The organism is Frigoribacterium sp. Leaf186, from assembly GCF_001423905.1.
Lineage (GTDB): Bacteria > Actinomycetota > Actinomycetes > Actinomycetales > Microbacteriaceae > Frigoribacterium.
The window spans coordinates 234,493-258,671 of record NZ_LMPQ01000010.1; the positions used below are offsets into that span (position 1 = coordinate 234,493).

Here is a 24,179-nt window from a genome sequence, read left to right on the forward strand (position 1 = left end):
AACACCCGAAACATCGGCCGTCGATCAGTCCGAGCCCTTGCCGAGGCATGGTTCGTAAGCTTTACTAACAAACATGTCCACGCCCGCCACCGCGTCCGTCGTCGCGGCCTCCGGCGCGCTCGGCCGTGCCCCGGCGGGCCCCTCCGCAGCCGAGCCGACGGGACGGCCGTGAGGGTCGGTCTCGACATCGGCGGCACCAAGATCGACGCCGTCGTCGTGGACGCGTCCGGGGCACCCGTCCACCGCCTCCGGCTGCCGACGGGGTTCGGCCCGGACGCCGTGCTGGCCAACGCGATCGCGGCCGTGACCTCGCTGGCCGGCCGAGCAGGCGTCGAGGTCACCGCCTTCGAGTCCGTCGGCATCGGCATCCCCGGCCTGGTCGACGGCGCGACGGGTCGCGTCCGGCACGCGGTGAACATCGGCTTCGACGACGTGGCGGTGGGGCCCACGATGGCGGCCCGGCTCGGGGTGCCCGTGCGGGTCGAGAACGACGTGAACGCCGCTGCACTCGGCGCCTACCTCGCCATGTCGCTGTCGGGCTCGGTGGGCTACCTGAACCTCGGCACCGGCCTCGCCGCGGGCCTCGTCGTCGACGGCGAGCTCTGGAGGGGGTCACGGGGGGTCTCGGGTGAGATCGGCCACGTGCCCGTGGACCCCGCGGGAGAGGCCTGTCCCTGCGGTCAGCGCGGGTGCCTCGAGACCGTGGCGGCCGGGGCCGCGGTCTCCCGCCACTGGCCCACCGAGGGGGCGTACCCGGCCGTGGCGCTGTTCGCGGCGGCGGACGCGGGCGACCCCGAGGCCGTCCGCGTGCGTGCCGACCTCGCGGCGGGCGTGGCGGCCGCGGTGCGCCTCCTCGTCCTGACGACCGACGTCGACTCCGTCGTGATCGGCGGCGGTCTCAGCAACCTCGGTCGCCCCCTGCTCGACGACGTCGCCGGCGTGCTCGACCGCTGGGCGGCCGGGTCGCCCTTCCTGGCGTCGCTCGAGCTCTCGTCGCGCATCGAGCTGCTGCCGCCGGGGTTCCCCGTGGCCGCCGTCGGCGCGGCGACGGTCGGAGCCCGCGGGCCCGGCGCCGCGGTCGCCGCCGCGCTCTGACGAGCGCACCCGCACCCGCACCCGCCGCACAGTCGCGCCCCCGCGCCGCCACGCCGCCACGCCGCCGTGCCCCCGGCGCCACCGCGCCACAAAATGGTCACAGCGCCAGGAGAAAACCTGGCGCTGTGACCACCTCGTGGTGCGGTACCCGCTGGCGGGCACTCGCCGGCGCTACGCCCGGGCCACCCGCAGCGTCACGATCTCGAACGGGCGCAGGGTGAGGTCGATCGCCGAGCCCGTCGCCCAGCGTCCGGCCCCGGCCGTGCCCTCGGCGAGCTCGCGCTCGATCAGGTCGGTGCGCCACGCCTCGCCGAACCCGCTGTCGTCGTCGACCGTGACGGTGCTCGACGCCCGGGCCCCCCGGGCCTCGTAGAGCCGGACGATCAGGTCGCCCGAGCGGTCTTCGGCGAGCTTGACCGCCTCGACCAGCACCGCGGGCGACGACGACGTCACGAGCGGAGCCACCCGGGCACCCGACGCCCCCTCGACCCGTCGCACGGGCAGGTTGAGCCGATAGCCCGCGGTCGCGGCCTCGAGCACGTCGGGTGCGACCCGCACCGACGAGCGGAGCACGTGCCGGCCCTGGTCGGCGTACGGGTCGGGGAAGGTCGGTGCCCGCAGCAGCGACTGCCGGACGAGCGTCGTGGTGCCGCCGTCACCCCCGTCGGCCGCGTCGCGGGTGCTGCGGGTGACGTCGTGCCCGTAGGTGGCGTCGTTCGCGACGGCCACGCCGAAGCCGGGCTCGGCCACGTGCACCCAGCGGTGGGCCACCGTCTCGAACCGGGCGAAGTCCCACGAGGTGTTCTGGTGGGTCGGGCGCTGCACGTGCCCGAACTGCACCTCGGAGGCCGCTCGGTCGGCGTGCACGTCGAGGGGGAACGCCAGCTTCAGCAGCTTCTGTCGCTCGTGCCAGTCGACGTCGGTCTGCACGTGCAGCTCGGCCTCGCCGTCGTCGAGCCACCAGCGTTGCACGATCGTCGACCCGCCGACGCGACGGGTCACGACGAGCGCGCCGCCGTCGGCGACCACCGACTCGGCCTCGACCAGGTCGGTGCGCACGTTCTTGTAGGCCTGGTCGACGTCCCACGCGTCCCACTGGTTGGGGGTGTCGCGGAAGAGCTGCAGCAGGCCGAGCCTCTCGCCCGGGGCGACGAGGTCGCGCCGGGACGAGGCGTCGACCAACGAGACGACCAGGCCGTCACCGTCGAACGCCGCGCGGACGAGCCCGTTGTCGAGCACCCAGCCGTCGCCGTCGGGGACCGGCGAGACCGACCCGACCCCCGCCTCCTGGGCGAGGCCTTCGGCGGAACCCGACGACGCCTCGACGCCCGCGGCCGTGACGGGCCCGGCGTTGAAGGTCGTCGTCGCCGAGCCCGACCCCGCGAGTGCGCGCTGAGCCGACCCGATGATCGCCTCGAGCTGTTCGGCGACGCGCGCGTAGTGCCGCTCGGCCTCGTGGTGCACCCAGGCGATGGACGAGCCGGGCAGGATGTCGTGGAACTGCTGCAGCAGCACGACGTGCCAGATCTGCTCGAGCTCGTCGTAGGGGTAGTCGACCAGCCCGCGCGCGGCGGCCGTCGCGCTCCACAACTCGGCCTCACGCAGCAGGTGCTCGCTGCGCCGGTTGCCCTGCTTCGTGCGCGCCTGCGACGTGTAGGTGCCGCGGTGGAACTCGAGGTACATCTCGCCCGACCAGACCGCCGGGTCGGAGAGCTCGGCCCGCGCCTGGGAGAAGAAGGAGGCGGGGGTGCCGACGGTCACGCGCGGCGAGCCCTCGAGGTCGGCGGCCCGGCGCGCGGCCGCCATCATCTCGCGGGTCGGCCCGCCACCGCCGTCACCCCAGCCGAACGGCACGATCGAGACGTTCGAGAACCCCTTCTCGGCGTAGCCGCTCTCGGCGTGCGCCAGTTCTGCGGCCGAGAGGTCGGAGTTGTACGTGTCGACCGGCGGGAAGTGCGTGAACACGCGGCTGCCGTCGATGCCCTCCCAGAGGAAGGTGTGGTGGGGCATGCGGTTCGTCTCGTTCCACGACTCCTTCTGGGTGAAGAACGAGCTCGCCCCCGCGGCCCGGGCGATCTGCGGCATCGCGCCCGTGTAGCCGAACGAGTCGGGCAGCCAGACCTCGTCGGCGTCGACGCCGAACTCACGGAGGAAGAACCCCTTGCCGGCGACGAACTGACGCGCGAGCGCCTCGCCGCCGGGCATGTTCGTGTCGGACTCGACCCACATGCCGCCGACGGGCACGAAGCGGCCCTCGGCGACCTTCTGCTTGACTCGCTCGAACAGCTCGGGGTACCGCTCTTTGAGCCAGGCGTACTGCTGGGCGCTCGAGGCGGCGAACACGAAGTCGGGGTCGTCGTCCATCAGGGCGACCACGTTCGAGAAGGTGCGCGCGACCTTGCGCTGCGTCTCGCGCACGGGCCAGAGCCAGGCCGAGTCGATGTGGGCGTGACCGGTCGCCACGACGCGGTGTGCGCTCGCGTTCGCCGGCGAGGCGAGCACCCCGGCGAGCGCCTCGCGCCCGAGCGCGGCGGAGGCGGCCACGTCGGCGTGGTCGACGACGTCGCACATGCGGTCGAGGGCCCGCAGGATCTCGTGTCGTCGCGGCGTCGCGGGGTCGAGGGTGCGCATCAGCCCGACGAGCGTCCACACGTCGCGGTCGAGTTCGGCGACCACCTCGTCGCGCTCGGCGAGGGTGATGCCCCGCAGGGCGTAGATCGGCGCGTCGCCGGCGGTCTCGGGGTCGCCCAGCAGCGTCTCGCCGTGGAAGTCGTCACCGCCGATGTCGGGGTTCGAGGCCGCCTCGACGTAGACGTCGATCGTGCTGCCCGGTGTGACGCCCGCGCCGATCGAGGTCAGCGGCACGTACCCGTTGTAGGGCTCGATCGCCTTGACGATCGTGCCGTCGGGCCGCCAGACCAGGCCCTCGGCCTGGAACCCGGGCTGTCGGATGCTGAAGCCGAGGTCGACGACCAGCTCGAGTGCCGTCGAGGGGTCGGTGCCGAAGTCGTCGGGCACCGTGCCGGTCACGTGGAACCACGTGGTGCCCCAGGGGCGGCTCCACGGCGAACCGACCGAGAACGGCGTGAACTCGTGCGAGACGGCCTCGGCGAACGGGACCGGCTCGCCCGGCGCCTCCCACGCCGAGATCGTCAGCGGGACGGCCCGGCGGTAGACCGCCGGCGTGATGCGGTCGCGGACGAAGCGGTCGATGCGGGCCTCGACGAGGACGGTGTTGTCGTGCATGGGATCAGTCTCCTGACGGGCGCGCCGGAGCGCGCGGTGGGGCGGGTCGTTCTGTGGATCGCGAGGGCTGCGGGCTGACTGGTGGGGAGGCGCGTCACCCCTTCACGGCGCCGGCCAGCGCGTTCGACCCACCGAGGGTCCGCGACACGAGCACGTACAGCGCGATGACGGGCACCGAGTAGACGATCGAGAACGCGGCGAGCTGGCCGTAGGCCACCGAGCCGTACTGCCCGAAGAAGTTGAAGATGCTGACGGCCGCGGGCTGCTTGTCGGGGCTGAGCAGCAGCACGAAAGGCACGAAGAAGTTCCCCCAGGCCTGGATGAACACGAAGATGAACACCACGGCGATGCCCGGCCGCATGAGCGGCACGACGATGCGCGTCAACGTCGAGAACATCGAGGCGCCGTCGGTCCAGGCGGCCTCCTCGAGCGAGATGGGCACCGAGTCCATGAAGTTCTTCGCCATCCAGATCGCCATCGGCAGGCTGGTCGCGGCCAGGAAGAACACCGTGCCGCCGATCGAGTCGATCAGGTTCAGCGAGACGAACAGGCTGTAGACCGGCACCATCATCGCGGTGATGGGCAGGCCCGTGCCGAACAGGATGCCGTAGAGGAACGGCTTGTTGATGCGCATCCGGTACCGCGACAACGGGTACGCGGCGAGGATCGCCACCACCACGGTCACCAGCGCGCAACCGCCCGAGACGATCAGGCTGTTGGCGAGCGGCACGAACGAGATCTCGGGCGTGAGCACGGCCGTGAAGTTGTCGAGCGTGAACTGCGACGGCACCTTGGCCGACAGGGTGGCCGAGGGGTCGAACGACGCGAGCAGCAGCCAGGCGAGCGGCACGGCGAAGCAGATCGCGATGACGATCAGCACGACGTTCGAGACGGCCTTCATGCTGCGGCCGCTGGGTGAGGTCATGGCCATGGTCAGTCGACCTCCGGTTTCAGGGCCCTGATGTAGATGATCGAGAAGACCGCGCCGACGAGCAGCATGATCGTGGCGATGGCGGTGCCGAAGCCGAGCTGCGAGAACTGGAAGGCCTCTTGGTAGGCGAGGATCGGCAGCGTCGTGCTGTTCACGCCGGGCCCGCCACCCGTCATCACGTAGATGAGGGTGAACACCGACAGCGTCTGCAACGTGGTGAGCATGAGGTTGGTCGAGATGCTGCGTCGGATCACCGGCAGCGTGATGTAGACCAGGCGCTGCCAACCGGTGGCGCCGTCGACCTCGGCCGACTCGGTGATCTCGGGCGGCACCTCCTGCACCGCCGCCGAGTAGACGAGCATCGAGAACGCGGCGCCCCGCCAGATGTTGGCGAGGATCACCGAGAGCATGGGCAGCGCGTAGAGCCAGTTGGCGCCCGTGATGCCGAACCACGACAGGACCGTGTTGAGCGTGCCCGCGTCGTTGAAGAACGCGTACGCCGCGAAGGCCGCCACGATCTCGGGCAGCACCCAGGCGGCGATGACGAAGGTGCCGACGATCGACCGGACGACCTTGTGGCCGTTCCGCATCAGCAACGCCAGCCCGAGGCCGACGACGTTCTGCCCGACCACGGCCGAGAAGAAGACGAAGGCGAGCGTCAGCAGCACCGACTTCGGGAAGTCCGGGTCGGCGAAGAGCTCGGTGTAGTTGCGGAACCCGATGAACTCCGACCCGCCCGCGGCGTAGCCGGTCAGCGAGGCGTCGGTGAACGAGCCGTAGAAGCTCGAGATGACCGGCCCCAGCAAGAAGAGGGCGAGCAGCACGAAGGCCGGGACGAGCGGCAGGGTGCGGGCACCCGTGCGCAGCGCACGGGCCTTCGAGGCACCGGCCCGGCGACCCGGCTTCTCGCCGTGGGGCCCGGGGCCGGGCCCGGGGGCCCCCGGCCGGCCGCTCTCGCGGCCGACCGGGGTGGGGGCGATGGTCGCCATCCGGCTAGTCCCCCGCCTTCTGCGTCTGGTCCTCACCGACGATGCCGACCAGCTGCTCGTCGAAGGCCGCGGCGGCCTCCTCCGGGCTCTGCTGGCCCGTCATCACGGCCTCCATCGCGACGGTGATCTCGTTCGAGATGCGGCTGTAGTCGGTCGTCGCCGGGCGGAAGTGCGTCACCGGAACGATCGACGAGAAGAACTCGAAGGTCGGGTTGCTGTCGACGTACTCCGGGTCCTCGGCGACGTCGCTGCGGACGGCGATCTGGCTGGCGGCGATGTCGTAGCTCTGCGAGCCGTCCTTGTCGAGGGCGTCGGCGATGAACTCGAACGCCTTGTCGGGGTTCTTCGACTTCGACCCCACGGCGAGCGTCCAGCCGCCCGACATGCTCGTCGCACCCGGCTTCGCGCCGTCCTGCGTCGGCATGGGCGCCTGGCCCATCACGTCGTTCCACTCGGGCCACGGGTTGGTACCGGTCTCGAGCCACGTGCCGCTCATCCACGAACCGTCGAGGGCGATCGCGAGCTTGCCCTGCGGAAGCCACTCCCCGCCGACGATGGTGGCGATGTTGGTGTCGAGCGCCTCCTCGGGTTTCGGTCCGACGCCGCCCTGGTAGACGTCCTCGATGAAGCCGAGCGAGTCGACGAAGCCCTGCGAGTCGGTCAGCCACTTGCCGGTCTCGTCGTCGTACAGGGTGCCGGTGGGGGTGCCGTAGAGCAGCATCTCGAAGCCCTGCATGGTGGCGCCCTCGCCCTGCGGCTTGCCCGAGTAGACGTTGAGCGGCACGACGTCCGGCACCTTCGCCTTGACCGTCTCGGCCGCGTCGAGCACGTCCTGCCAGGTCTCGGGCTGCCACGGCACGGGCAGGCCCGCCTGGGCGAAGAGGTCCTTGTTGTACCAGAGCGCCCGCGTGTCGGTGCCCATCGGGATGCCGTAGGTCTTGCCGTCCTCGCCGACGCCCGCCTCCTTGGCGTTGTCGTAGAACTTGTCCCAGTCCTCCCACCCGGCGGTGTACTCGTCGAGCGGCAGCAGGTAGCCGGCGGCCGCGTCGCTCTTGACCTTGAAGGTGTCCTCGTACATCACGTCGGGCGCGGTGGCGGCCGAGCGGTTCATCAGCGCGAGCTTGGTGAAGTAGTCGTCGTTCTGCGCCGCGATGGGCACGAACTCGACCTTCATGCCGGGGTTGGCCGCCTCGAAGGTCTTGGCCGTCTCCTTCATGTGGGCGTCCATCTGCGTGAACGTGCCGAACTTCTGGTACGCGACCTTGATGGTGTCGGAGTCGCCGTCGCCGGCACCCCCCGCGCAACCCGAGGCCAGCAGGGCCGTGGCGACTGCCGCGGCGGCGACGGCCAGTGCGCGCTTGCGCCCCCGGGCCGAGGTGAACGTGCGTGACATGGTGCTCCTTTGCTCCATCCGCGTCGGCGCCGGGCAGCTCTGCCCGACCGCGATGCGATTACTACATCGTATGGAGTAACTCGTGTCAAGAAGGAGGCGTGCAACGTTCCGGTAACGGACCAGGAGGCGCGGGTCGGCCCCTCAGGCGCGGATCAGCAGCGCGGACGGTCGCGGCGAGAACGTCTGGTCGAGCACGAGGCAGGCCGCCCCGACGGCCGCGACGTCGATGCCGATCGACGACTCGACGACACGGATCGGGTGCTTCGGGATCAGCGCGGGGTCGTCGCGCACGGCCGCCGGCAGCACCTCGAGGACGTGCCGCGACAGCGGCGCCCAGAACGGCCCACCGCAGACGATCTCGTCGAGGTCGAGCAGGTTGACGATCGTGACGAGGGCCCTGGCCAGGTGGCGACCGGCGCCGTGCAGCACCGCCAACGCCGCGGCGTCGCCCGCGTCCGCCTTGCCGACGAGGGCGCCGAACGCCTCGTCGATGCGGCGCATGTCGACGTCGTCCCCGCGCCGTGCCGCCTCGGCGAGCGCGTCGTCCGACACGTCGCCGGCGACGAGGACTCCCCCGTCGACGGCCTCCCGCACCAGGGCGTGCGGCGTGATGAGCTCTCCGACGCAGCCGATGCGCCCGCAGGTGCAGCGGTGCCCGTGGTCGGCGACCATGACGTGGCCCGAGTCCCCCGCGTTCGCGCTGGCCCCGCGCACCACGTCACCGCCGAGGACGAGCCCGGTGCCGTAACCGGTGCCGTAGTAGACGAAGGCGAAGTCGGTCCGCCGACCCGCGCCTCCTTCGCTCAGCCACGTCTCGGCGACCGCGCAGGCCGTGACGTCCTTCTCGAGCAGGACCGGCAGGCCGGTCGCCTCGCTGAGCGCCCGACGCAGCGGCACGTGCCGCCAGTGCGGCATCATCGGCGGGGCGNGCCGATGTCGACCGGGCCGGGCGAGGCGATGCCGACCCCGAGCAGCAGGTCGCGGTCGACGCCGCTGGTCACCACGAGACCGTCGATCGCCCGGGCCATCAGGGCGACCACCTCGTCGGGCTCGCTCGCGGACGGGGTCAGCTCGCGGGCGTGCGCCACCACCGTCCCCACGAGGTCGAGCAGCACGAAGGTGAGCACGGCGGGGTCGATGTGCACCCCCACGGCGAACCTCCCGCGCGACTCGAGCTGCAGCATCGTGCGCGGCTTGCCCGGGCCGCTGATGACGGTGCCGCTCTCGCGGATGAGGCCCGCCTCGAGCAGGCGTCGCGAGACGTTCGTCACGGCCTGGGGGCTGAGCCCCGTCCGACCGGCGATCTCGGTGCGACTGAGGCCGGCGCTCTCTCGTCGGATCGCGTCGAGCACCACGGATCGGTTGTAGCCGCCGATCGCCGGCAGGTTCGTCCCGCGGTTCATTCTCGCCATCTTCCACGACCCGAGGGCCTCCGTGCGCACGCCGCGACCCTCATCCGCCCGGTGGTGGTGCCCTCGGGGGCACGCCGATACCCTGATGCCATGTCTGGTCTGCGCCTCGAAGAACTGTCCGCCGCCACGGTCGTCGCGGCCAACAACCTCACGCTCAAGCCGGGGCAAGAGCAGTTCGTCGCTCCCGTCTCGCACTCGATCGCCGAGGCCTACGTCAACCCGACGACCGCGTGGCCCCGGGTCGTCGTCGACGCCGACGGCACGGTGGTCGGCTTCATCATGGGCAACTTCGACGCCGAGGCCGACGACGAGGCCCTGCGCAGCTGCATCTGGCGCATCAACGTCGAGGCCGACGCCCAGGGCCGGGGCATCGGGCGCTTCGCCGTCCACGCCCTCGCCGACGAGGCCCGCAGCCGCGGCTTCGACCGCGTCACCGTCATCTACGAGCCCGGCGACGACGGCCCCGAAGAGTTCTTCCACCACATCGGCTTCGAGGTCATCGGCGAGACGCCCTACGGCGAGCAGGTCGCCGGGCTGACGCTGGCGTCACCGGAGGCGTGAGCCCCGACGCCGGGGGGCCACCGGCCCCCGACGACTTCGCGTCGCGCGTGGTCGCCGTCGTCGAGTCGATCCCGCCCGGCCACGTCATGACCTACGGCTCGGTCGCGGCCGCCCTCGGGTCGCGGGCGTCGCGGGGCGTCGGCCAGGTGATGGCGTACGCCGGGGCCGACCTCCCGTGGTGGCGGGTGGTCCGCGCCTCCGGCCACGCCCCGCTCGACCACGAGCAGCGGGCCCTCGAGATGTACCGCGTCGAGGGCACCCCTCTGCTGTGGAGCCGGACGGGCGCCTTCCGCGTCGACCTCGAGCGCGCCTCCCACCGCCCCTGACCGGGCGCGGGGTGGGCACGGGCACCGGGTGGGCACGGGCACCGGGTGGGCACGGGCACGGGGTGGGCACGGGCACGGGCACGGGGTGACGCGACCCCTGACTCAGCGCGCCCAGTCGTACGGAGTCGTCGTCGACACCGCGATCAGGCCGGACCGCTCGAGGATCGGCCGCGAACCCTCGGTCGAGTCGCTGTGCACCAGGGTCTTGCCTCCGGCGAGAGCAGAACGGGCTCGAGCCGCGGTCAGCGCCCGGTAGATGCCTCGGTGGCGGAAGGCCTCGAGGGTGGCACCGCCCCAGATGCCGACGAAGTCGGTGCCGGGCACGGGCTCGAGTCGGCCACCGCTGACCATCCGACCGTCGACCTCGGCCACCCAGAGCTCCATGCCGTCGCCGCGGGCCAGCCGCGAGAGCAAGGCGTCGGCCGTGCGCGCGTCGACCCGTTCGCCGAAGGCCTCGTCGACCATCGCGCTCATCGCGCGGACGTCCCCCTCGGTCGTGACCCGACGCACGGTCACGCCGTCGGGGACCTCGCCGAGACCGGCGAGTGCGCTGAGCGGGCCGATCATGATCGACTCCGGTTCGCCGGGCTCGAAACCGTGGGAGACGAGGGCGTCGTGCAGCCCGGGCGCCTCGTCGTGCCCCCGCGTCTTCCACTCGACCCGGGTGATCTCGTCGTCGGCACGGAAGTGCTCGACGGCGACCTCCACCAGCTCGCGGATCGCGTCCGCATCCGCTCCACCGAGGTCTCGGTAGGTGACGAAGCCGCGACCGCCGGCGAAGGTCACGAGTCGCAGCGGGCCGTGCCGGGTGACGGCGACGGCGCTCGGCGTCTCGGCGTCGGTGCGCAGTTGCTCGTCGTAGGCGTGCAGGTAGGTCGTCGCGTCGGTCATCGGGGCCAGGCTAGCCGAGCCCGGTCGGCGGGCGGGGCCGGGCCACCGTCGCCGTCGCCGTCGCCGTCGCCGTCGGGGCCCGGCCCGCCTGCCTCACACGAGCGAGTCGCGCCAGGCCGCGTGCAGCTGGGCGAAGCGGCCCGTGCCCGCGATGAGGTCGTCGGGGGTTCCGTCCTCGACGATCTTGCCGTGCTCCATGACGAGCACCCGGTCGGCGATCGCGACCGTCGACAGCCGGTGGGCGATGATCACCGCCGTGCGATCGGCGAGCAGGGTCTGCAGCGCCTCTTGCACCATGCGCTCGGACGGGATGTCGAGCGACGCCGTCGCCTCGTCGAGGATCAGCACGCTCGGGTTCGCGATGAACGCCCGCGCGAACGACAACAACTGGCGTTGCCCGGCCGACACCCGCCCGCCGCGCTTGTTCACGTCGGTGTCGTACCCGTCGGGCAGGGCGTCGATGAACTCGTGCGCCCCGACCGCCTTCGCCGCCCGCACGATCTCGTCACGCGTCGCGTCGGGCTTGCCCAGCGAGATGTTGTCGGCCACCGAACCCGAGAAGAGGTACGCCTCTTGCGTGACCATGACGATGGCGCGTCGCAGGTCTTTCGGGTGCAGGTCGCGCAGGTCGACGCCGTCGAGCGTCACCGCACCCCGCGTGGGGTCGTAGAACCGAGAGATGAGCTTGGCGAGGGTCGACTTGCCCGCCCCGGTCGAGCCGACCAGGGCGATGGTCTGCCCCGCCGGCACGTGCAGGTCGAACCCGGGCAGCACGACCGTGTCGGCGTTGTAGGCGAACTCGACGTCGTCGAAGTGCACCTGCCCCTTGGCCTCCCACAGGTCGACCGGGCGCGTCGGGTCGGGCACGCTCGGCTGCTCTTCGAGCACGCCCGAGATCTTCTCGAGCGCGGCCGACGCCGACTGGTAGCCGTTGTAGAACATGGCCATCTCTTCGGCCGGGTCGAAGAACCGCTTCGCGTACAGCGCGACCGCGAGCAGCGCACCGACCTCGAGCGAGCCGTCGATGACCCGGAACCCGCCCCAGAGCACGACCACCGCGAGGGTCGCGTTGCCGATCAGCACGATGCCGGGGTCGAACGTGCCGAACAGGGTGAACACCTTCGCGTTCGCCTGGCGGTACTCCTCGACGTGGCCGGCGTACTCGACCTCGTTGCGCTTCTCCTTGCGGAACGCCTGGACGGCGCGCATGCCGGTCATGGTCTCGACGAAGTGCACGATCACCCGCGCGCTCGCGACGCGGGTCGTGCGGAACAACGTCTGCGAGCGCACCTGGAACCAGCGCGTCAGGGCGAACAGGGGCACCAACGCGACCGCGAGCACGAGCCCGCTCTGGGCGTCGAGGCTCACCAACGCGATGGCCGTGAAGACCATGTAGAGCAGGCCGGAGACCAGCTGGTTGATGCCCGAGTCGAGCAACTCGCGGATCGAGTCGAGGTCGCTGGTCTGCCGCGAGATGATGCGGCCCGACGTGTAGGTCTCGTGGAACTCGAGGCTGAGTCGCTGGGTGTGCAGGAAGAGCCGTTTGCGCAGGTCGATCAGGATGGCCTGGCTGATGCGGGCCGAGAGCACGGTGTACTGCGCCATGAGCACGGCACCGATGACTCCCGTGATCAGGTAGACCACGACGACCATGATCGCCGGCACCCAGTCCTGCTGGTCCATCAGCGCGGGCAGGGCCCGGTCGATGCCGATCGCGATGAGCGCCGGCCCCGCGACCTGCGAGGCCGTGCTGACGATCACGACGACGCCCATCAGCGCCAGTCGCCACCGCAACGGGTGCACGAGCGATCCGAGCAGCCGCAGCGACCGCCGGCGCAGGCGCTTGCTCTCGGCCTTGGTGTAGTCCTGGCGTTCTTCGCCGCGGACGCCCTCGGTCGTCGAGCCCTGCTCGGCGCGTTTCTCGGCCGGGGTGCGGCCGTCGAGCGCCTCGTGCTCGACCGGCGCGGCGGGGTCGGACGCCGACGCGTGGCCGGCGGTCGTGGGGCGGTCGGGACGGTCGTCCTCGAGGGTCGCGTCGATCATGCCAGCACCTCTTCTCGGGTGTTCGTGTCGTCGTCGAGCGACGAGATGACGTAGCGGTAGTGCTCGTTCGCCGCGAGCAGGTCGGAGTGCCGACCGACCGCGGTGACGCGCCCGTTCTCGAGCAGCGCGACCCGGTCGGCCAGGGTGACCGTCGACGGTCGGTGGGCCACGATCAGAGACGTCGTCGACGCCAGCACTCGGCGGAGGCCGGCCTCGACGCGCGCCTCGGTGTCGACGTCGAGCGCCGACAGCGGGTCGTCGAGCACGAGGACGGCGGGTCGTGCCGCGATGGCGCGGGCGAGGGCGAGTCGTTGACGCTGACCGCCCGACAGGCTGAGCCCCTCTTCGCCGACGCGTGTGTCGACGCCGTCGGGCAGGCGCTCGACGAAGTCGGCCTGGGCGATGTCGAGCGCCTCGCGCATCACACGGTCCGCCTCGGCCGGGTCGTCGACCAGGTCGGGCCTGCCGAGCATGACGTTCTCGCGCACCGACGTGCTGAACAGCGTGGCGTCCTCGAAGGCCATGCCGATGTGCCGGCGCAGCTCTTCCCTCGTGAGGTCGCGCACGTCGACCCCGTCGACCAGCACCCGACCACCCGTGACGTCGTAGAGCCGCGACACGAGCGAGAGCAGCGTCGTCTTGCCCGAGCCCGTGAGCCCCACGAGAGCCATGGTCTCGCCCGGCTCGAGCACGAGGTCGACCCCGTTGACGAGGTCGTCGTACTGCGCCGGGGAGTCCTGGTAGCGGAAGTGCACGGCGTCGAACTCGAGCCGCCCCCGGGGCTCGGCGATCGTCTTCGGTCGGGCGGGGTCGGTCACGGCGTTCTCGGTGTCCATCACCTCGAAGTAGCGGTCGACGGCGGTGCGGGTGTCGAAGGTCATCGACAGCAAGAAGCCGATCGACTCGACCGGCCAGCGCAGCACGGTCGCCGTGGCGAAGAACGCGAACAGCTGGCCGACGGTCAGCTGGCCGTCGGCGGCCAACCCGATGCCGCCGAGCAGGCAGAGGGCGAACGCGACGTCGGGCACGAGCAGCAGCCAGAGCCACAGCTTCGAGATGGCCTTGGCCTTCTCGATCTCGGTGCCGCGCAGGTCTTCGGCCTGCTTGACGAACTCGCGCAGCGAGTGCTTGCCCCGGCCGAAGGCCTTGAGCACGCGGATGCCGTGCACGCTCTCTTCCACGCTGGTCGCGAGGTCGCCGACCTGGTCCTGACTGCGACGGGCGACGACCGAGTAGCGCTTCTCGAAGGCGAAGCTGACGACGAACACCGGCAGCGAGGCCACGACGAAGATCAGGCCGAGCACCCAGCTGTACCAGAACAGCACGACGAACCCGACGACGATCGTGACCAGGTTGACGATCAGCAGCAGCAGCCCGAAGGCCAGCCACCGCCTGATCAGGCTCAGGTCGCTGACCGACCGGCTGAGCAGCTGCCCGCTCTGCCAACGGTCGTGGAAGGCCACCGGCAGGTCTTGCAGCTTGGAGTAGAGCGAGTTGCGCATGGTCGCCTCGACGCGGGTGCTCGGCGTGAGCACCATGCGACGACGCGTGCCGATCATCAGGGCCTCGACGACGCCCAGGGCGAGGACGACGCCGAACGCGGGCCAGACCTGTGACCGGTCGCCGCTCGACAGCGGGCCGTCGACCAGCAGTTGCAGCACGAGCGGGATGAGCAACGCCACGACGGCGGCGATCAGCGACGCGACCAGGCCGAGGGCCAGCCGCGGGTAGGCGAGGCGCGCGTAGGGGTGGAGGCGCGCGAGGGCCCGGACCGTCGAGGGACGGACCTCGCCGTCGGGCGGACGGGTGGACGGGGACTGCTGAGACATGGGTGATCCAAGTGTCGTGATCTGGCACGGGTGGCGGCGCAGAGCCGTGACCCGTTGTGGAGATGAAGTGGTGTCGCGGTCGCTGGGGAGGACGCGCGGCCCCGCCCGGGGATGGTCGCCGGGAGGGGGTGTGGGAGGGGTGCCGTGGGCGGCGGACCGTCTCGTCTAGCTGATCGGTGCCGGGCTCGGAGACGCCGAGGAGGCGCGACCCACGCGAGCACCGTCGGTGGCGGTGCCCACCGTGGTCAGTGTCGTCGTCGTCATCATGTCCTCCTGAGTGTCGTCGTCCGTCCGTGCGGTCGGGGTCGACCGGCTGCAAGCAGCCTTACAGGATATGCGTGTCGACGACTCCGCCGCAAGACTGAATCGTTCGGATCGGTGGCCGACCCGAGCCGCGCCTCCTGAGCCCTCGACGAGGGCCGCGGAGGCACCGCCGAGGCGCCGACGCACCGGCCGCCCGCCCTCGACGGTTCAGTGGAAGAAGTGGCGCTCGCCCGTGAAGTACATGGTCACGCCGGCCGCCTGGGCCGCGGCCACGACCTCGTCGTCGCGGATGGAGCCGCCGGGCTGGACCACGGCGGTCACCCCGGCGTCGAGCAGCACCTGCAGCCCGTCGGCGAAGGGGAAGAAAGCGTCGGACGCGGCGACCGATCCGGCGGCGCGGGCACCGGCGCGGTCGACCGCGAGGTGGCACGAGTCGACCCGGTTGACCTGGCCCATGCCGACGCCCACCGACGCGCCGCCCGAGGCGAGCAGGATCGCGTTCGACTTGACGGCCCGCGAGGCCTTCCACGCGAACTCGAGGTCGGCGCGCGTGGCGGCGTCGGCCTCGTCGCCCGCGACGAGCGTCCACCCGGCCGACGTGAAGCCGTCGAAGCCGTCGGCGTCCTGCACCAGCAGGCCACCCGAGATCTGCTTGACCTCGCGGGCCTCACGCGCGAAGCCGGCGGGCAGCGTGAGCAGGCGGACGTTCTTCTTCCGGCTGAGCACCTCGACGGCCTCGGGCTCGAACCCCGGGGCGATGACGACCTCGGTGAAGATGTCGGCGACCGTCTCGGCCATGGCGCGCGTCACGGTGCGGTTGGCCGCGATGACGCCGCCGAACGCCGAGACGGGGTCGCAGGCGTGCGCCCGCTGGTGCGCGTCCGCGACGGCGTCGACGGCGTCGGGCGAGGCGACGGCGATGCCGCACGGGTTCGCGTGCTTGATGATCGCGACGGCCGGCTCGTCGAAGTCGAAGGCGGCACGGAGGGCGGCGTCGGCGTCGACGTAGTTGTTGTACGACATCTCCTTGCCGTGCAGCTGCGTCGCCTGGGCGATGCCGTGCGCCCCGGGCGTCGCGTAGATCGCGGCGGCCTGGTGCGCGTTCTCGCCGTAGCGGAGGGTGTGCTTCAGCTCGCCCGAGACCTCGACCCGGGGGTCGAAGCCGACCCGCGCCTCCTCGGGGTCGACGGAGGACGAGGAGGCGCCGGTCGCCGAGGCGGACGCGTCGGCCTCGTCGCGCACGCCCACGTGTGCGGCGAAGTACTGCGCGACCGCCGTGTCGTACGCGGCCGTGTGGGCGAAGGCCTCGCCGGCGAGACGCTGACGCTGGGCCAGGGTCGTGCCACCCATTGAGAGTGCCTCGACGACCTGCGGGTAGTTCGTCGGCGACACCACGATCGCCACGTTGGCGTGGTTCTTCGCGGCGGCACGCACCATCGCCGGCCCGCCGATGTCGACGTTCTCGATGACGGTCGGCACGTCGGCACCCGACGCCACGGTCTCGACGAACGGGTAGAGGTTGACGACGACCAGCTCGAAGGCGGCGATGTCGAGCTCGGCCAGCTGGGCCTCGTGCGACTCGAGCCGCAGGTCGGCGAGGATGCCCGCGTGCACGGCGGGGTGCAGGGTCTTGACGCGGCCGTCGAGCGACTCGGGGAACCCGGTGACGCTGCTGACCTCGGTCACGGCGTGGCCGGCGTCGCGGATGGTCTGGGCGGTCGACCCGGTCGAGACGATCTCGACGTCGGCCGCCGACAGGGCGGCCGCGAGGTCGAGCAGTCCGGTCTTGTCGCTGACGCTGATCAGCGCCCGCCGCACGGGCACGGCGTCACGGTCGCGGTAGAGGCTGGGGTCGATGACGTGGCCGCTCATGCGGTGGGCTCCTGTTCGAGAGAGATCGTTCCGTCGGCGATGTCGAGCACGGTCTGCACGAGCAGTTCGCGCTCGACGACCTTGATGCGGTCGTGCAGCGACGACTCGTCATCGCCGGGGTGCACGGGGATGCGGCGCTGCGCGAGGATCGGCCCGCTGTCGACCCCCTCGTCGACGACGATGACGCTGGCCCCGGTCTGCTCGACCCCGGCCGCGAGCGCGTCACGCACGCCGTGCGCCCCGGGGAACTCGGGCAGGTACGCGGGATGCGTGTTGATGAGGTTCGGGGCGAGGGCCGCGACGACCCGCGGGGGCACCAGTCGCATGAACCCGCTGAGCACCACGAGGTCGGGCTGCCACTGCCGGATCTGCGCGAGCAGCTCGTCGCCCCAGGCGGCTCGGTCGGCGAAGTTCGAGAACGAGACCGAGAACGTCGGCACCCCGAAGTGCTCGGCGTGCTCGAAGCCGTCGGCCTCGCGGTCGGCCCCGACGGCGACGACCCGGGCGGGGTACTCGGCGTCGCTCGCCGCCTCGAGCAGCGCCCGGAGGTTCGAGCCACCACCGGAGATGAGCACCACGAGGTTCAGCACCCGGCAAGCCTAGCGGGCCGGGCGAGCGGCCCGCGGGGCGGCCGCAGCTGCCCGGACCCGGTCCATGCGCAGGGCGCTCAGCGCGTGAGCCCCTCGATGCGCTCGGTGTCGTCGCCGTCCGGCCTCGACGCGGACGCGCGCTCGGTCGCGGTCGCGGTCGCGGTCGCGGTCGCGGGCTCGGCGTCACGCCGAGCGTCACGGGTCGGGGCTTCACCGGTCGACGACGTCGGCCGCTCGGTCCGTTCACCCACGAAGGTCGAGGGCGAGACGACCATGGCGAGCGCTCCCGCGACGGTGAACTCGAGCGCGGCGAACCCGCCCACCAGCAGCGGGTCGGGTCCGACCTCGGTCAGCCGTCCGGGCCCGGCCGACCCCGATGCGGCCCAGGCGAGCAGCCCGAGCAGCACTCCCCCGACGAGGCCGCCGACGACCGCGGTCGCGATCCGGTGCAGGAGGTCGTCGACGCCGTGACCGGCGAGCATGCGCTGCAGCCGCGGCCTCAGCACCGTGGCGCAGACGTAGGCCGCGACGACCGGCACCAGCAGGCCGACGAAGCCGAACGTGAGGTCGGCGGTCGGCAGCGCTCCCAGCAGCGGGATCGCGGGCATCGGCCCGACCACGGTGCCGAGCGGAGAGATCGACGACCCGGTGCCGATGGCGAAGCCGGGGCCGACGAGCCACGACGCCGCCCAGACGACGACGTCGGGGATCAGGGCGAGCTGGCCCACGGTCAACGCGAGCCCCCCGAGGAACCCTCCGTGAGCCCCTTCGTAGAGCGTGATGACCTCGGCGTAGCTGGTCACGATCAGCACCGTGACGACGAGTGCCGAGGCGGCGAGCACGGCCGCGGCGGCGGTCGCGCCGAGGCGCAGGGCGGCCGCGGCGATGCCGGTCACCTGCCCGGGCAGTCGCGACAGCAGACCGACCACGGCACCCGTCACCGGGTCGGCGGGTTCTCCGCGACGTCGCCGGGTCACCTCGGCCATGGCCACGACGGGCACCGCGTAGACGAGCGTCGGCAGCAGCGTCCCCTGCCAGAGGGAGGGACGGGCGAGCTCGTGCTGGGCCGAGGCCGTGAGTGCGAGCGAGAGCAGGGCGACGGTGCCGATCGTGACGAGGACGCCCGTCACGCGGTGCGCCGTCTCACCCGCGGCCCGGCCGGCCCGGACCCCCATCAGCACGGTGAGCGCCGCGAAGCCCATCGCCGCCAGCGAGACGACGATGGGGGCGTCGGCCCCGGTGACGCCCGTCGCGGCCGCGGCGTCGGCACTGAGTTGCAGGGTGAGGTCGGCGCCGTGGCCGACGAGCCACGAGTCGACGGCCGCCCGCCAGAACACGATCCAGTCGATCTGCAAACCGTACTGGAACGCCCAGAGCGAGGTCAGCACGACGAGGGGGATGCCGACGCCGACGCCCACGACGAGCAGGGCTTCGAGCGCGGCGAAGAGGGCGGTGACTGGGCGGTTCATCGCGAGCGACTGTACCGGTGCCGACCGTGGCCGGCCTGCTGCCCCGCCGCCCGCGACGACGACGCCGGCGGCCACGCCCACGACGGCGCCCGGTCGCCGCGCAGACGACGACGGGCGTGTCCGCCGTGACCGGGCGTCCGAAGACGACCGGTCACGGCGAACACGCCCGTCGAGGAGGCGCGGGTCGCCCCCTAGAGGGAGGCGTAGACCTCGCGGAGCAGCGCCGCGGTCTCGCTCGGCGTCTTGCCGACCTTGACCCCTGCCGCCTCGAGGGCCTCTTTCTTGGCCTGGGCGGTGCCGGCCGAGCCGGACACGATCGCGCCGGCGTGGCCCATCGTCTTGCCCTCGGGGGCCGTGAAGCCCGCGACGTAACCGACGACCGGCTTGGTGACGTGCGCCTTGATGTAGTCGGCGGCCCGCTCTTCGGCGTCGCCGCCGATCTCGCCGATCATGACGATCGCCTTGGTGTCGGGGTCGGCCTCGAACGCCTCGAGGGCGTCGATGTGGGTGGTGCCGATGACCGGGTCGCCGCCGATGCCGATGGCGGTCGAGAACCCGAGGTCGCGCAGCTCGAACATCATCTGGTAGGTCAGCGTGCCCGACTTCGACACGAGGCCGATGGGGCCGGAGCCCGAGATCGAGGCGGGCGTGATGCCGACCAGCGATTCGCCCGGCGTGATGATGCCGGGGCAGTTCGGGCCGATGATGCGCGTCGTGCCGCCCTTGGCCTTGGCGAGCGCCCAGAACTCGGCGCTGTCTTGCACGGGGATGCCTTCGGTGATGACGACGACGAGGGGGACCTCGGCCTCGATGGCCTCGACGACGGCGTCCTTCGCGAACGCCGGCGGCACGAAGACGATCGAGACGTCGGCGCCGGTCTCGGCGACGGCCTCGGTGACGGTGCCGAAGACGGGCAGTTCGACGTCACCGTGGGTGACGGTCGTGCCGGCCTTGCGGGCGTTGACGCCACCCACGACCTGCGTGCCGGCCTTGAGCATCAGGGCGGTGTGCTTGGTGCCCTCGCCGCCGGTGATGCCCTGGACGATGACCTTGCTGTCCTTGTTGAGGAAGATCGACATTGTTCTGTGCAGTCCTTACTTCGAAGCCAGCTCGGCGGCCTTGTCGGCAGCCTCGTCCATGGTCGCGACGACGGTGACGAGCGGGTGCGCCGCCTCCGCCAGGATGCGTCGACCCTCGTCGACGTTGTTGCCGTCGAGGCGCACGACGAGCGGCTTGGTGGCCGCGTCGCCGAGGATGCCCAGGGCGGCGACGATGCCGTTGGCGACCGCGTCACAGGCGGTGATGCCACCGAAGACGTTGACGAACACGCTCTTGACCTGGGCGTCGCCCAAGATGACGTCGAGCCCGGCCGCCATGACCTCGGCGCTCGCTCCGCCGCCGATGTCGAGGAAGTTCGCGGGCTTGACGCCGCCGTGTGCCTCGCCGGCGTAGGCGACGACGTCGAGCGTCGACATGACGAGCCCGGCGCCGTTGCCGATGATGCCGACCTCGCCGTCGAGCTTCACGTAGTTGAGCCCGGCAGCCTTGGCCTTGGCCTCGAGCGGGTCGGCCGCGTCGGCGTCCTCGAGCTCGGCGTGGCCGGGGTGACGGAACTCGGCGTTCTCGTCGATCGACACCTTGCCGTCGAGGGCGACGATGTCGCCCTGCTCGGTGAGCACGAGCGGGTTGACCTCGACGAGCGTGGCGTCCTCGCCCTCGTACACCGCGTAGAGCTTGACCAGCACGGGGGCGACCTTCTCGATCAGCTCGTCGGGGAACCCACCGGCCTTCGCGATCTCGGTGGCCTTGGCCAGGTCGATGCCCGAGCGGGGGTCGACCTCGACGCGCGCGAGGGCGTCGGGCTTCTCGACGGCGAGCTGCTCGATCTCCATGCCGCCCTCGACGCTGCAGAGCGACAGGTACGAGCGGTTGGCCCGGTCGAGCAGCACGGAGAAGTAGAACTCCTGCGCGATCTGGGCACCGCCCGCGATCATCACGCGCTTGACGACGTGACCCTTGATGTCGCGCCCGAGGATGTCCTTCGCTGCGGCCTCGGCGTCGTCGGGGGTCTTCGCCACCTTGACGCCGCCGGCCTTGCCGCGGCCGCCGACCTTGACCTGGGCCTTGACGACGGTGACGCCACCCAACTTCTCGGACGCTGCCCGCGCCTCCTCGGGGGTGTCGGCCACGATGCCCGGCAGCACGGGCACGCCGTACTGCTCGAACAGGTCTCTGGCCTGGTACTCGAAAAGATCCACGCTGTTCTTCCAATCCGCATCTCTGCGTCGTCTCACCATGATCCGTCTCGACATCGAGCCATCTCGACATGAAGACAATGGGCCAGCGGTCAGCCTAGCGGGCGACCCGAGGGGTACGCCGAGCGTCGCGTCTGCTGTGAGCATCGAGGGCTCGCCCGCGGCTGGGGAGTAGACGAGAGGCATCCCGACAGAACGAGAAACGGAGACACGCATGTCGAAAGAGCAGAACGTCGCCACCCAGCAGCGCATCGGCGAGATCCTGACCGCCCGTGAGATCGACCGCCTGGGCGAGGGCTTCCACGCCGACGTCGTCGACCACGACCCGGCCCCCGACGCACCCGCCGGCCTCGCCGGCATCCAGGCCTTCTGGACCGAGTTCTTCGAGGCCTTCCCCGACGCCGACCTCCAGGTCGAGACGCTCGTCGCCGACGACGAGAACGTCACCGCGGTCTTCACGATCTCGGGCACGCACACCGGCACGTTCCAGGGTGCCGAGGCGACCGGCAAGTCGTTCACCGTGCGCGGCATCCAGGTGGGTCGGTTCGACGACGACGGACTGCTCGTCGAGCGCTGGGGCGCCACCGACGAGGCCGGCCTGAAGCAGCAGCTCGGCCTGGCCTGAGCCGCCCACCCACCACCCCGCACCGCCTTCGAGAGGACGCACCATGAGCGACACCAACACCCCCGCCTCGTCGGGTGACCAGCCGTACGACCAGGCCGACGGGTTCGCCGAGTCCGAGCAGATCGCGACGAACGACGCGGTCGCGGGCGAGACGGTCTTCCCCGGCGTCGGCGAGGGCAACGACGGCCCCACCGGCGGCGCACCCCGCGAGGGTTCGCCCGAGTACGCCTCGAACGACCTCGAGGGCGACGAGATCGACCTCGACGAGACCGAGTGACCTCGGTCACCACCGTCTGACGACGCCCCCGCCGCACCTCGCGGCGGGGGCGTCGTCGTGTCACGGCTCCTCCCCCGGTCGGCCGTGCCGAGAACCGTGCACAGGAGGCGCGGTGCCGGACTCGGCAGCCGGGGCCGCTGCCCGATCGTCGGTGCATGACATCACCAACGAACGCCCTCCGGCCCCCCAGACGACGCCTCGCGCTCGCCCTCGTCCTCTTGTTCTCCGTCGCCGCCGGCTTCCTCGACCAAGCCCCGGCCGCCGCCGTGACCGGCACCGGGCACGGCGTCGGGCACCTGTGGCGGGGTGACGGCGTCTCGTGGCTCGGCACCTACCGGCTCGACGACGGCACCCAGGCGTTCTGCCTCGAAGCCGGCAAGACCTCGCCCGTGGGCAACCACTACGACACGACCACCGGCGGCGACGTCATCGGCGTCTCGACCGACGACCACGCCCGCCTCGCCTACATCGCCCGCACCTGGGGCGGCACGACCGACGCCGACACGGCGGCCGCGGGTCAGCTCGCCGTCTGGACCATCACCGGGCTGAACGGCCACACGCAGCGTTACTACGCGGGCCGCGCCAACGAGCGCTGGCCGATCGTGCTCGAACGGGCGAACCAGATGCTCGCCGAGGCGTCGTCCGCCGCGTCGAAGTCGGTCGTGGCCTCGATCACCGTCGAGCTCGCCGCCGACGGAACGGGGCTCGTCCGCCCTGACCTCACGGTCGACCGGGTGACGGGCGGCCCCACTCTGCTCGAACCGTCGCACGAGGGCACCGTCACGCTCGACGGCGCCGTCTTCGCGGACGGGTCCACGACGACCTCCGTCCGAAACGCCGAATCGGTGCCCGTGACGGCCACCGGCGACCAGGCGCGCCTGACCGTGAGGGCGACGGTCCGGTTCGACGACCTGCCCTACGGGAGGGTCACGACCGTGGGCAACAGCCCTGCCGGGTCGCAGATGATCCTGTTCTCGGGCGGGGTGGCGGCCTCGGCCTCCGAGGCTGCCAGCGTCGAGCAGCTGTCACCCCTGCCCTTCCAGCCGAGGGTGGTGACCCAGACGAGCGACACGGTCGCCGAGACCGGCACGACGGTGACGGATCAGGTCACCCTCGACGTCCGCCCCGGCGAGGGGCTCCTCTCCGAGTGGGGTCGCTACGACGACGCGGGCACGTGGCGGGCCGTGCCGGTGACCGTCCGCAGTCGCCTGCTCGGGCCCTTCCTCGCTCCCGTGGTCGAATCCGACGACTGGCCCCGAGACGCTCCGGTCGTCTGCGAGGTCGCCCTCGAGGTGCTCGACGGCCCCGGGACGTACTCGACGCCCGGTTGCGACCTGCCGTCCGGCGGGTACTACACCTGGGTCGAGACCGTCGACCCGGCCGACACCCCGGTCGAGGCGGGCCGTGACCGGGTCGGTTCGTGGCGATCACCCTTCGGAACGGCGACCGAGACCACGTTCGTCCCCTGGGCTCCGTCCGTCTCGACGACGGTGTCGGAGGCCGAGGTCGACCCCGGTACCTGCGTCAGCGATTCCCTCACGGTCGCCGACCTCCACCCCGACGTCCCCGGGGGCGTCGAGGTCGAGTCGGTGCTCGTCGGGCCGTTCGACGACGCCCCCGAGGCGGGAAGCGATCTCGGGCCGATAAACCGGATCGACCCGAGCCTCGTCGTGGCCCGCGAGGCCGTGGTCGTCGGCGACGACGGCACGTACGACACGCCGTGCATCACGCTCGACCGGCCGGGAACGTACGTGTTCGTGTTCTCGTCCGCCGGATCACCGGCCGCGGAAGACGGCAGTCAGGTCGTCCCGGCCTTCGCCGACACCACGGTGCACTGGAGCGAGATGACGACCGTCCGACAGTCGGCCCCGACCGAAGCACCCGTCGTCCCGGCGCGCCTCGCCTTCACCGGGTCCGACGGCGGGGGGCAGGCGTTGCTGGTCGCCCTCGGCATCGTCGGCACCGGGGTCGTCCTGGTGGCGTCGGCGGGCGTGCTCCACGTCAGGAGGCGCCGACGCTCGGGCGTCGCCTCCGACGCCGCGTCGATCGCACGGCCGGGCGACCGTCCGTCCGCCCTCGGGGTCGGTGACGCGCGATGAGCCGCCGGGTGC

19 protein-coding genes and 1 pseudogene are annotated in these 24,179 nt (G+C 71.7%); 6 read left to right on the forward strand and 14 right to left on the reverse strand.

Annotated features, from left to right (window positions below; genetic code table 11):
* Positions 1–168 precede the first annotated feature (168 nt).
* Positions 169–1,095 (forward strand): ROK family protein, encoded by a 927-nt coding sequence (locus ASG05_RS07845; RefSeq protein WP_056259586.1) that lies wholly within the window; start codon positions 169–171, stop codon positions 1,093–1,095.
* A gap of 171 nt (positions 1,096–1,266) precedes the next feature.
* Here ASG05_RS07845 and ASG05_RS07850 read toward each other — a convergent pair whose 3' ends face one another.
* The 6 genes and pseudogenes from ASG05_RS07850 to ASG05_RS16850 all read right to left on the reverse strand — a co-directional run.
* Positions 1,267–4,341 (reverse strand): glycoside hydrolase family 38 C-terminal domain-containing protein, encoded by a 3,075-nt coding sequence (locus ASG05_RS07850; protein ID WP_056259588.1) that lies wholly within the window; start codon positions 4,339–4,341, stop codon positions 1,267–1,269.
* 94 nt (positions 4,342–4,435) lie between these two features.
* Complete coding sequence (locus tag ASG05_RS07855) at positions 4,436–5,272, reverse strand: carbohydrate ABC transporter permease (RefSeq protein WP_056259591.1); 837 nt, start codon at positions 5,270–5,272, stop codon at positions 4,436–4,438.
* Positions 5,273–5,274: 2 nt separating this feature from the next.
* The gene (locus ASG05_RS07860; RefSeq protein ID WP_056259594.1) at positions 5,275–6,261 is read right to left on the reverse strand and encodes a carbohydrate ABC transporter permease; all 987 of its coding nucleotides are present in this window, start codon (positions 6,259–6,261) and stop codon (positions 5,275–5,277) included.
* A 4-nt stretch (positions 6,262–6,265) separates the two neighbouring features.
* Complete coding sequence (locus ASG05_RS07865) at positions 6,266–7,654, reverse strand: extracellular solute-binding protein (RefSeq protein ID WP_056259595.1); 1,389 nt, start codon at positions 7,652–7,654, stop codon at positions 6,266–6,268.
* A gap of 141 nt (positions 7,655–7,795) precedes the next feature.
* The gene (locus tag ASG05_RS16845; RefSeq protein ID WP_369814054.1) at positions 7,796–8,572 is read right to left on the reverse strand and encodes an ROK family protein; all 777 of its coding nucleotides are present in this window, start codon (positions 8,570–8,572) and stop codon (positions 7,796–7,798) included.
* Positions 8,573–8,583: 11 nt separating this feature from the next.
* Positions 8,584–9,066 (reverse strand): annotated as a pseudogene (locus ASG05_RS16850) (winged helix-turn-helix transcriptional regulator); the annotation flags it as partial.
* A gap of 90 nt (positions 9,067–9,156) precedes the next feature.
* Here ASG05_RS16850 and ASG05_RS07875 point away from each other — a divergent pair.
* Together ASG05_RS07875 and ASG05_RS07880 are read left to right on the forward strand one after the other, a co-directional pair.
* On the forward strand, positions 9,157–9,627 hold the full coding sequence (locus ASG05_RS07875; protein ID WP_056259597.1) for a GNAT family N-acetyltransferase: 471 nt from the start codon (positions 9,157–9,159) through the stop codon (positions 9,625–9,627).
* Positions 9,624–9,953 carry an MGMT family protein gene (locus tag ASG05_RS07880; protein WP_056259598.1) on the forward strand — a complete coding sequence of 110 codons (330 nt, stop codon included), beginning with the start codon at positions 9,624–9,626 and terminating at the stop codon, positions 9,951–9,953. The genes ASG05_RS07875 and ASG05_RS07880 overlap by 4 nt, the downstream gene beginning before the upstream one ends.
* 102 nt (positions 9,954–10,055) lie before the next feature.
* Here the strand turns inward: ASG05_RS07880 and ASG05_RS07885 are convergent, their stop codons facing one another.
* The 8 genes from ASG05_RS07885 to sucC form a co-directional block, all read right to left on the reverse strand.
* Positions 10,056–10,844 (reverse strand): GNAT family N-acetyltransferase, encoded by a 789-nt coding sequence (locus ASG05_RS07885; RefSeq protein ID WP_056259600.1) that lies wholly within the window; start codon positions 10,842–10,844, stop codon positions 10,056–10,058.
* Positions 10,845–10,937: 93 nt separating this feature from the next.
* On the reverse strand, positions 10,938–12,887 hold the full coding sequence (locus tag ASG05_RS07890; protein ID WP_082486553.1) for an ABC transporter ATP-binding protein: 1,950 nt from the start codon (positions 12,885–12,887) through the stop codon (positions 10,938–10,940).
* The gene (locus ASG05_RS07895; protein WP_056259602.1) at positions 12,884–14,716 is read right to left on the reverse strand and encodes an ABC transporter ATP-binding protein; all 1,833 of its coding nucleotides are present in this window, start codon (positions 14,714–14,716) and stop codon (positions 12,884–12,886) included. The genes ASG05_RS07890 and ASG05_RS07895 overlap by 4 nt, the downstream gene beginning before the upstream one ends.
* Positions 14,717–15,187: 471 nt before the next feature.
* The gene (purH, locus tag ASG05_RS07900) at positions 15,188–16,852 is read right to left on the reverse strand and encodes a bifunctional phosphoribosylaminoimidazolecarboxamide formyltransferase/IMP cyclohydrolase (protein ID WP_056259604.1); all 1,665 of its coding nucleotides are present in this window, start codon (positions 16,850–16,852) and stop codon (positions 15,188–15,190) included.
* Positions 16,849–17,442 (reverse strand): phosphoribosylglycinamide formyltransferase, encoded by a 594-nt coding sequence (purN, locus tag ASG05_RS07905; RefSeq protein WP_056259606.1) that lies wholly within the window; start codon positions 17,440–17,442, stop codon positions 16,849–16,851. The genes purH and purN overlap by 4 nt, the downstream gene beginning before the upstream one ends.
* Positions 17,443–17,519: 77 nt before the next feature.
* Complete coding sequence (locus tag ASG05_RS07910) at positions 17,520–18,911, reverse strand: DUF6350 family protein (RefSeq protein ID WP_200936786.1); 1,392 nt, start codon at positions 18,909–18,911, stop codon at positions 17,520–17,522.
* Positions 18,912–19,102: 191 nt separating this feature from the next.
* Entirely contained in the window at positions 19,103–19,990 is an 888-nt protein-coding gene (gene sucD, locus ASG05_RS07915) for a succinate--CoA ligase subunit alpha (protein WP_043594275.1), read from the reverse strand.
* A gap of 15 nt (positions 19,991–20,005) precedes the next feature.
* The gene (gene sucC / locus ASG05_RS07920; protein ID WP_056259607.1) at positions 20,006–21,169 is read right to left on the reverse strand and encodes an ADP-forming succinate--CoA ligase subunit beta; all 1,164 of its coding nucleotides are present in this window, start codon (positions 21,167–21,169) and stop codon (positions 20,006–20,008) included.
* A gap of 211 nt (positions 21,170–21,380) precedes the next feature.
* On the opposite strand from sucC, the gene ASG05_RS07925 reads away from it, so the two are divergent.
* The 3 genes from ASG05_RS07925 to ASG05_RS07935 all read left to right on the forward strand — a co-directional run bounded on the left by ASG05_RS07925 (position 21,381) and on the right by ASG05_RS07935 (position 24,167).
* Entirely contained in the window at positions 21,381–21,791 is a 411-nt protein-coding gene (locus tag ASG05_RS07925) for an ester cyclase (protein ID WP_056259609.1), read from the forward strand.
* A 43-nt stretch (positions 21,792–21,834) separates the two neighbouring features.
* Positions 21,835–22,068 (forward strand): hypothetical protein, encoded by a 234-nt coding sequence (locus tag ASG05_RS07930; RefSeq protein ID WP_056259611.1) that lies wholly within the window; start codon positions 21,835–21,837, stop codon positions 22,066–22,068.
* Positions 22,069–22,223: 155 nt separating this feature from the next.
* Positions 22,224–24,167: a thioester domain-containing protein gene (locus ASG05_RS07935; protein ID WP_157490133.1), complete on the forward strand. Its 1,944-nt coding sequence runs from the start codon at positions 22,224–22,226 to the stop codon at positions 24,165–24,167.
* Positions 24,168–24,179 lie beyond the last annotated feature (12 nt).

Excerpts from the sequence above, each read along its gene's own strand:
- ASG05_RS07850 (WP_056259588.1), bottom strand. The coding sequence starts at position 4,341 with ATGCACGACAACACCGTCCTCGTCGAGGCCCGCATCGACCGCTTCGTC.
- ASG05_RS07855 (WP_056259591.1), bottom strand. The coding sequence starts at position 5,272 with ATGGCCATGACCTCACCCAGCGGCCGCAGCATGAAGGCCGTCTCGAAC.
- ASG05_RS07860 (WP_056259594.1), bottom strand. The coding sequence starts at position 6,261 with ATGGCGACCATCGCCCCCACCCCGGTCGGCCGCGAGAGCGGCCGGCCG.
- ASG05_RS07865 (WP_056259595.1), bottom strand. The coding sequence starts at position 7,654 with ATGTCACGCACGTTCACCTCGGCCCGGGGGCGCAAGCGCGCACTGGCC.
- ASG05_RS16845 (WP_369814054.1), bottom strand. The coding sequence starts at position 8,572 with ATGATGCCGCACTGGCGGCACGTGCCGCTGCGTCGGGCGCTCAGCGAG.
- ASG05_RS07875 (WP_056259597.1), top strand. The coding sequence starts at position 9,157 with ATGTCTGGTCTGCGCCTCGAAGAACTGTCCGCCGCCACGGTCGTCGCG.
- ASG05_RS07885 (WP_056259600.1), bottom strand. The coding sequence starts at position 10,844 with ATGACCGACGCGACGACCTACCTGCACGCCTACGACGAGCAACTGCGC.
- ASG05_RS07890 (WP_082486553.1), bottom strand. The coding sequence starts at position 12,887 with ATGATCGACGCGACCCTCGAGGACGACCGTCCCGACCGCCCCACGACC.
- ASG05_RS07895 (WP_056259602.1), bottom strand. The coding sequence starts at position 14,716 with ATGTCTCAGCAGTCCCCGTCCACCCGTCCGCCCGACGGCGAGGTCCGT.
- purH (WP_056259604.1), bottom strand. The coding sequence starts at position 16,852 with ATGAGCGGCCACGTCATCGACCCCAGCCTCTACCGCGACCGTGACGCC.
- ASG05_RS07910 (WP_200936786.1), bottom strand. The coding sequence starts at position 18,911 with ATGAACCGCCCAGTCACCGCCCTCTTCGCCGCGCTCGAAGCCCTGCTC.
- sucD (WP_043594275.1), bottom strand. The coding sequence starts at position 19,990 with ATGTCGATCTTCCTCAACAAGGACAGCAAGGTCATCGTCCAGGGCATC.
- ASG05_RS07925 (WP_056259609.1), top strand. The coding sequence starts at position 21,381 with ATGTCGAAAGAGCAGAACGTCGCCACCCAGCAGCGCATCGGCGAGATC.
- ASG05_RS07930 (WP_056259611.1), top strand. The coding sequence starts at position 21,835 with ATGAGCGACACCAACACCCCCGCCTCGTCGGGTGACCAGCCGTACGAC.
- ASG05_RS07935 (WP_157490133.1), top strand. The coding sequence starts at position 22,224 with ATGACATCACCAACGAACGCCCTCCGGCCCCCCAGACGACGCCTCGCG.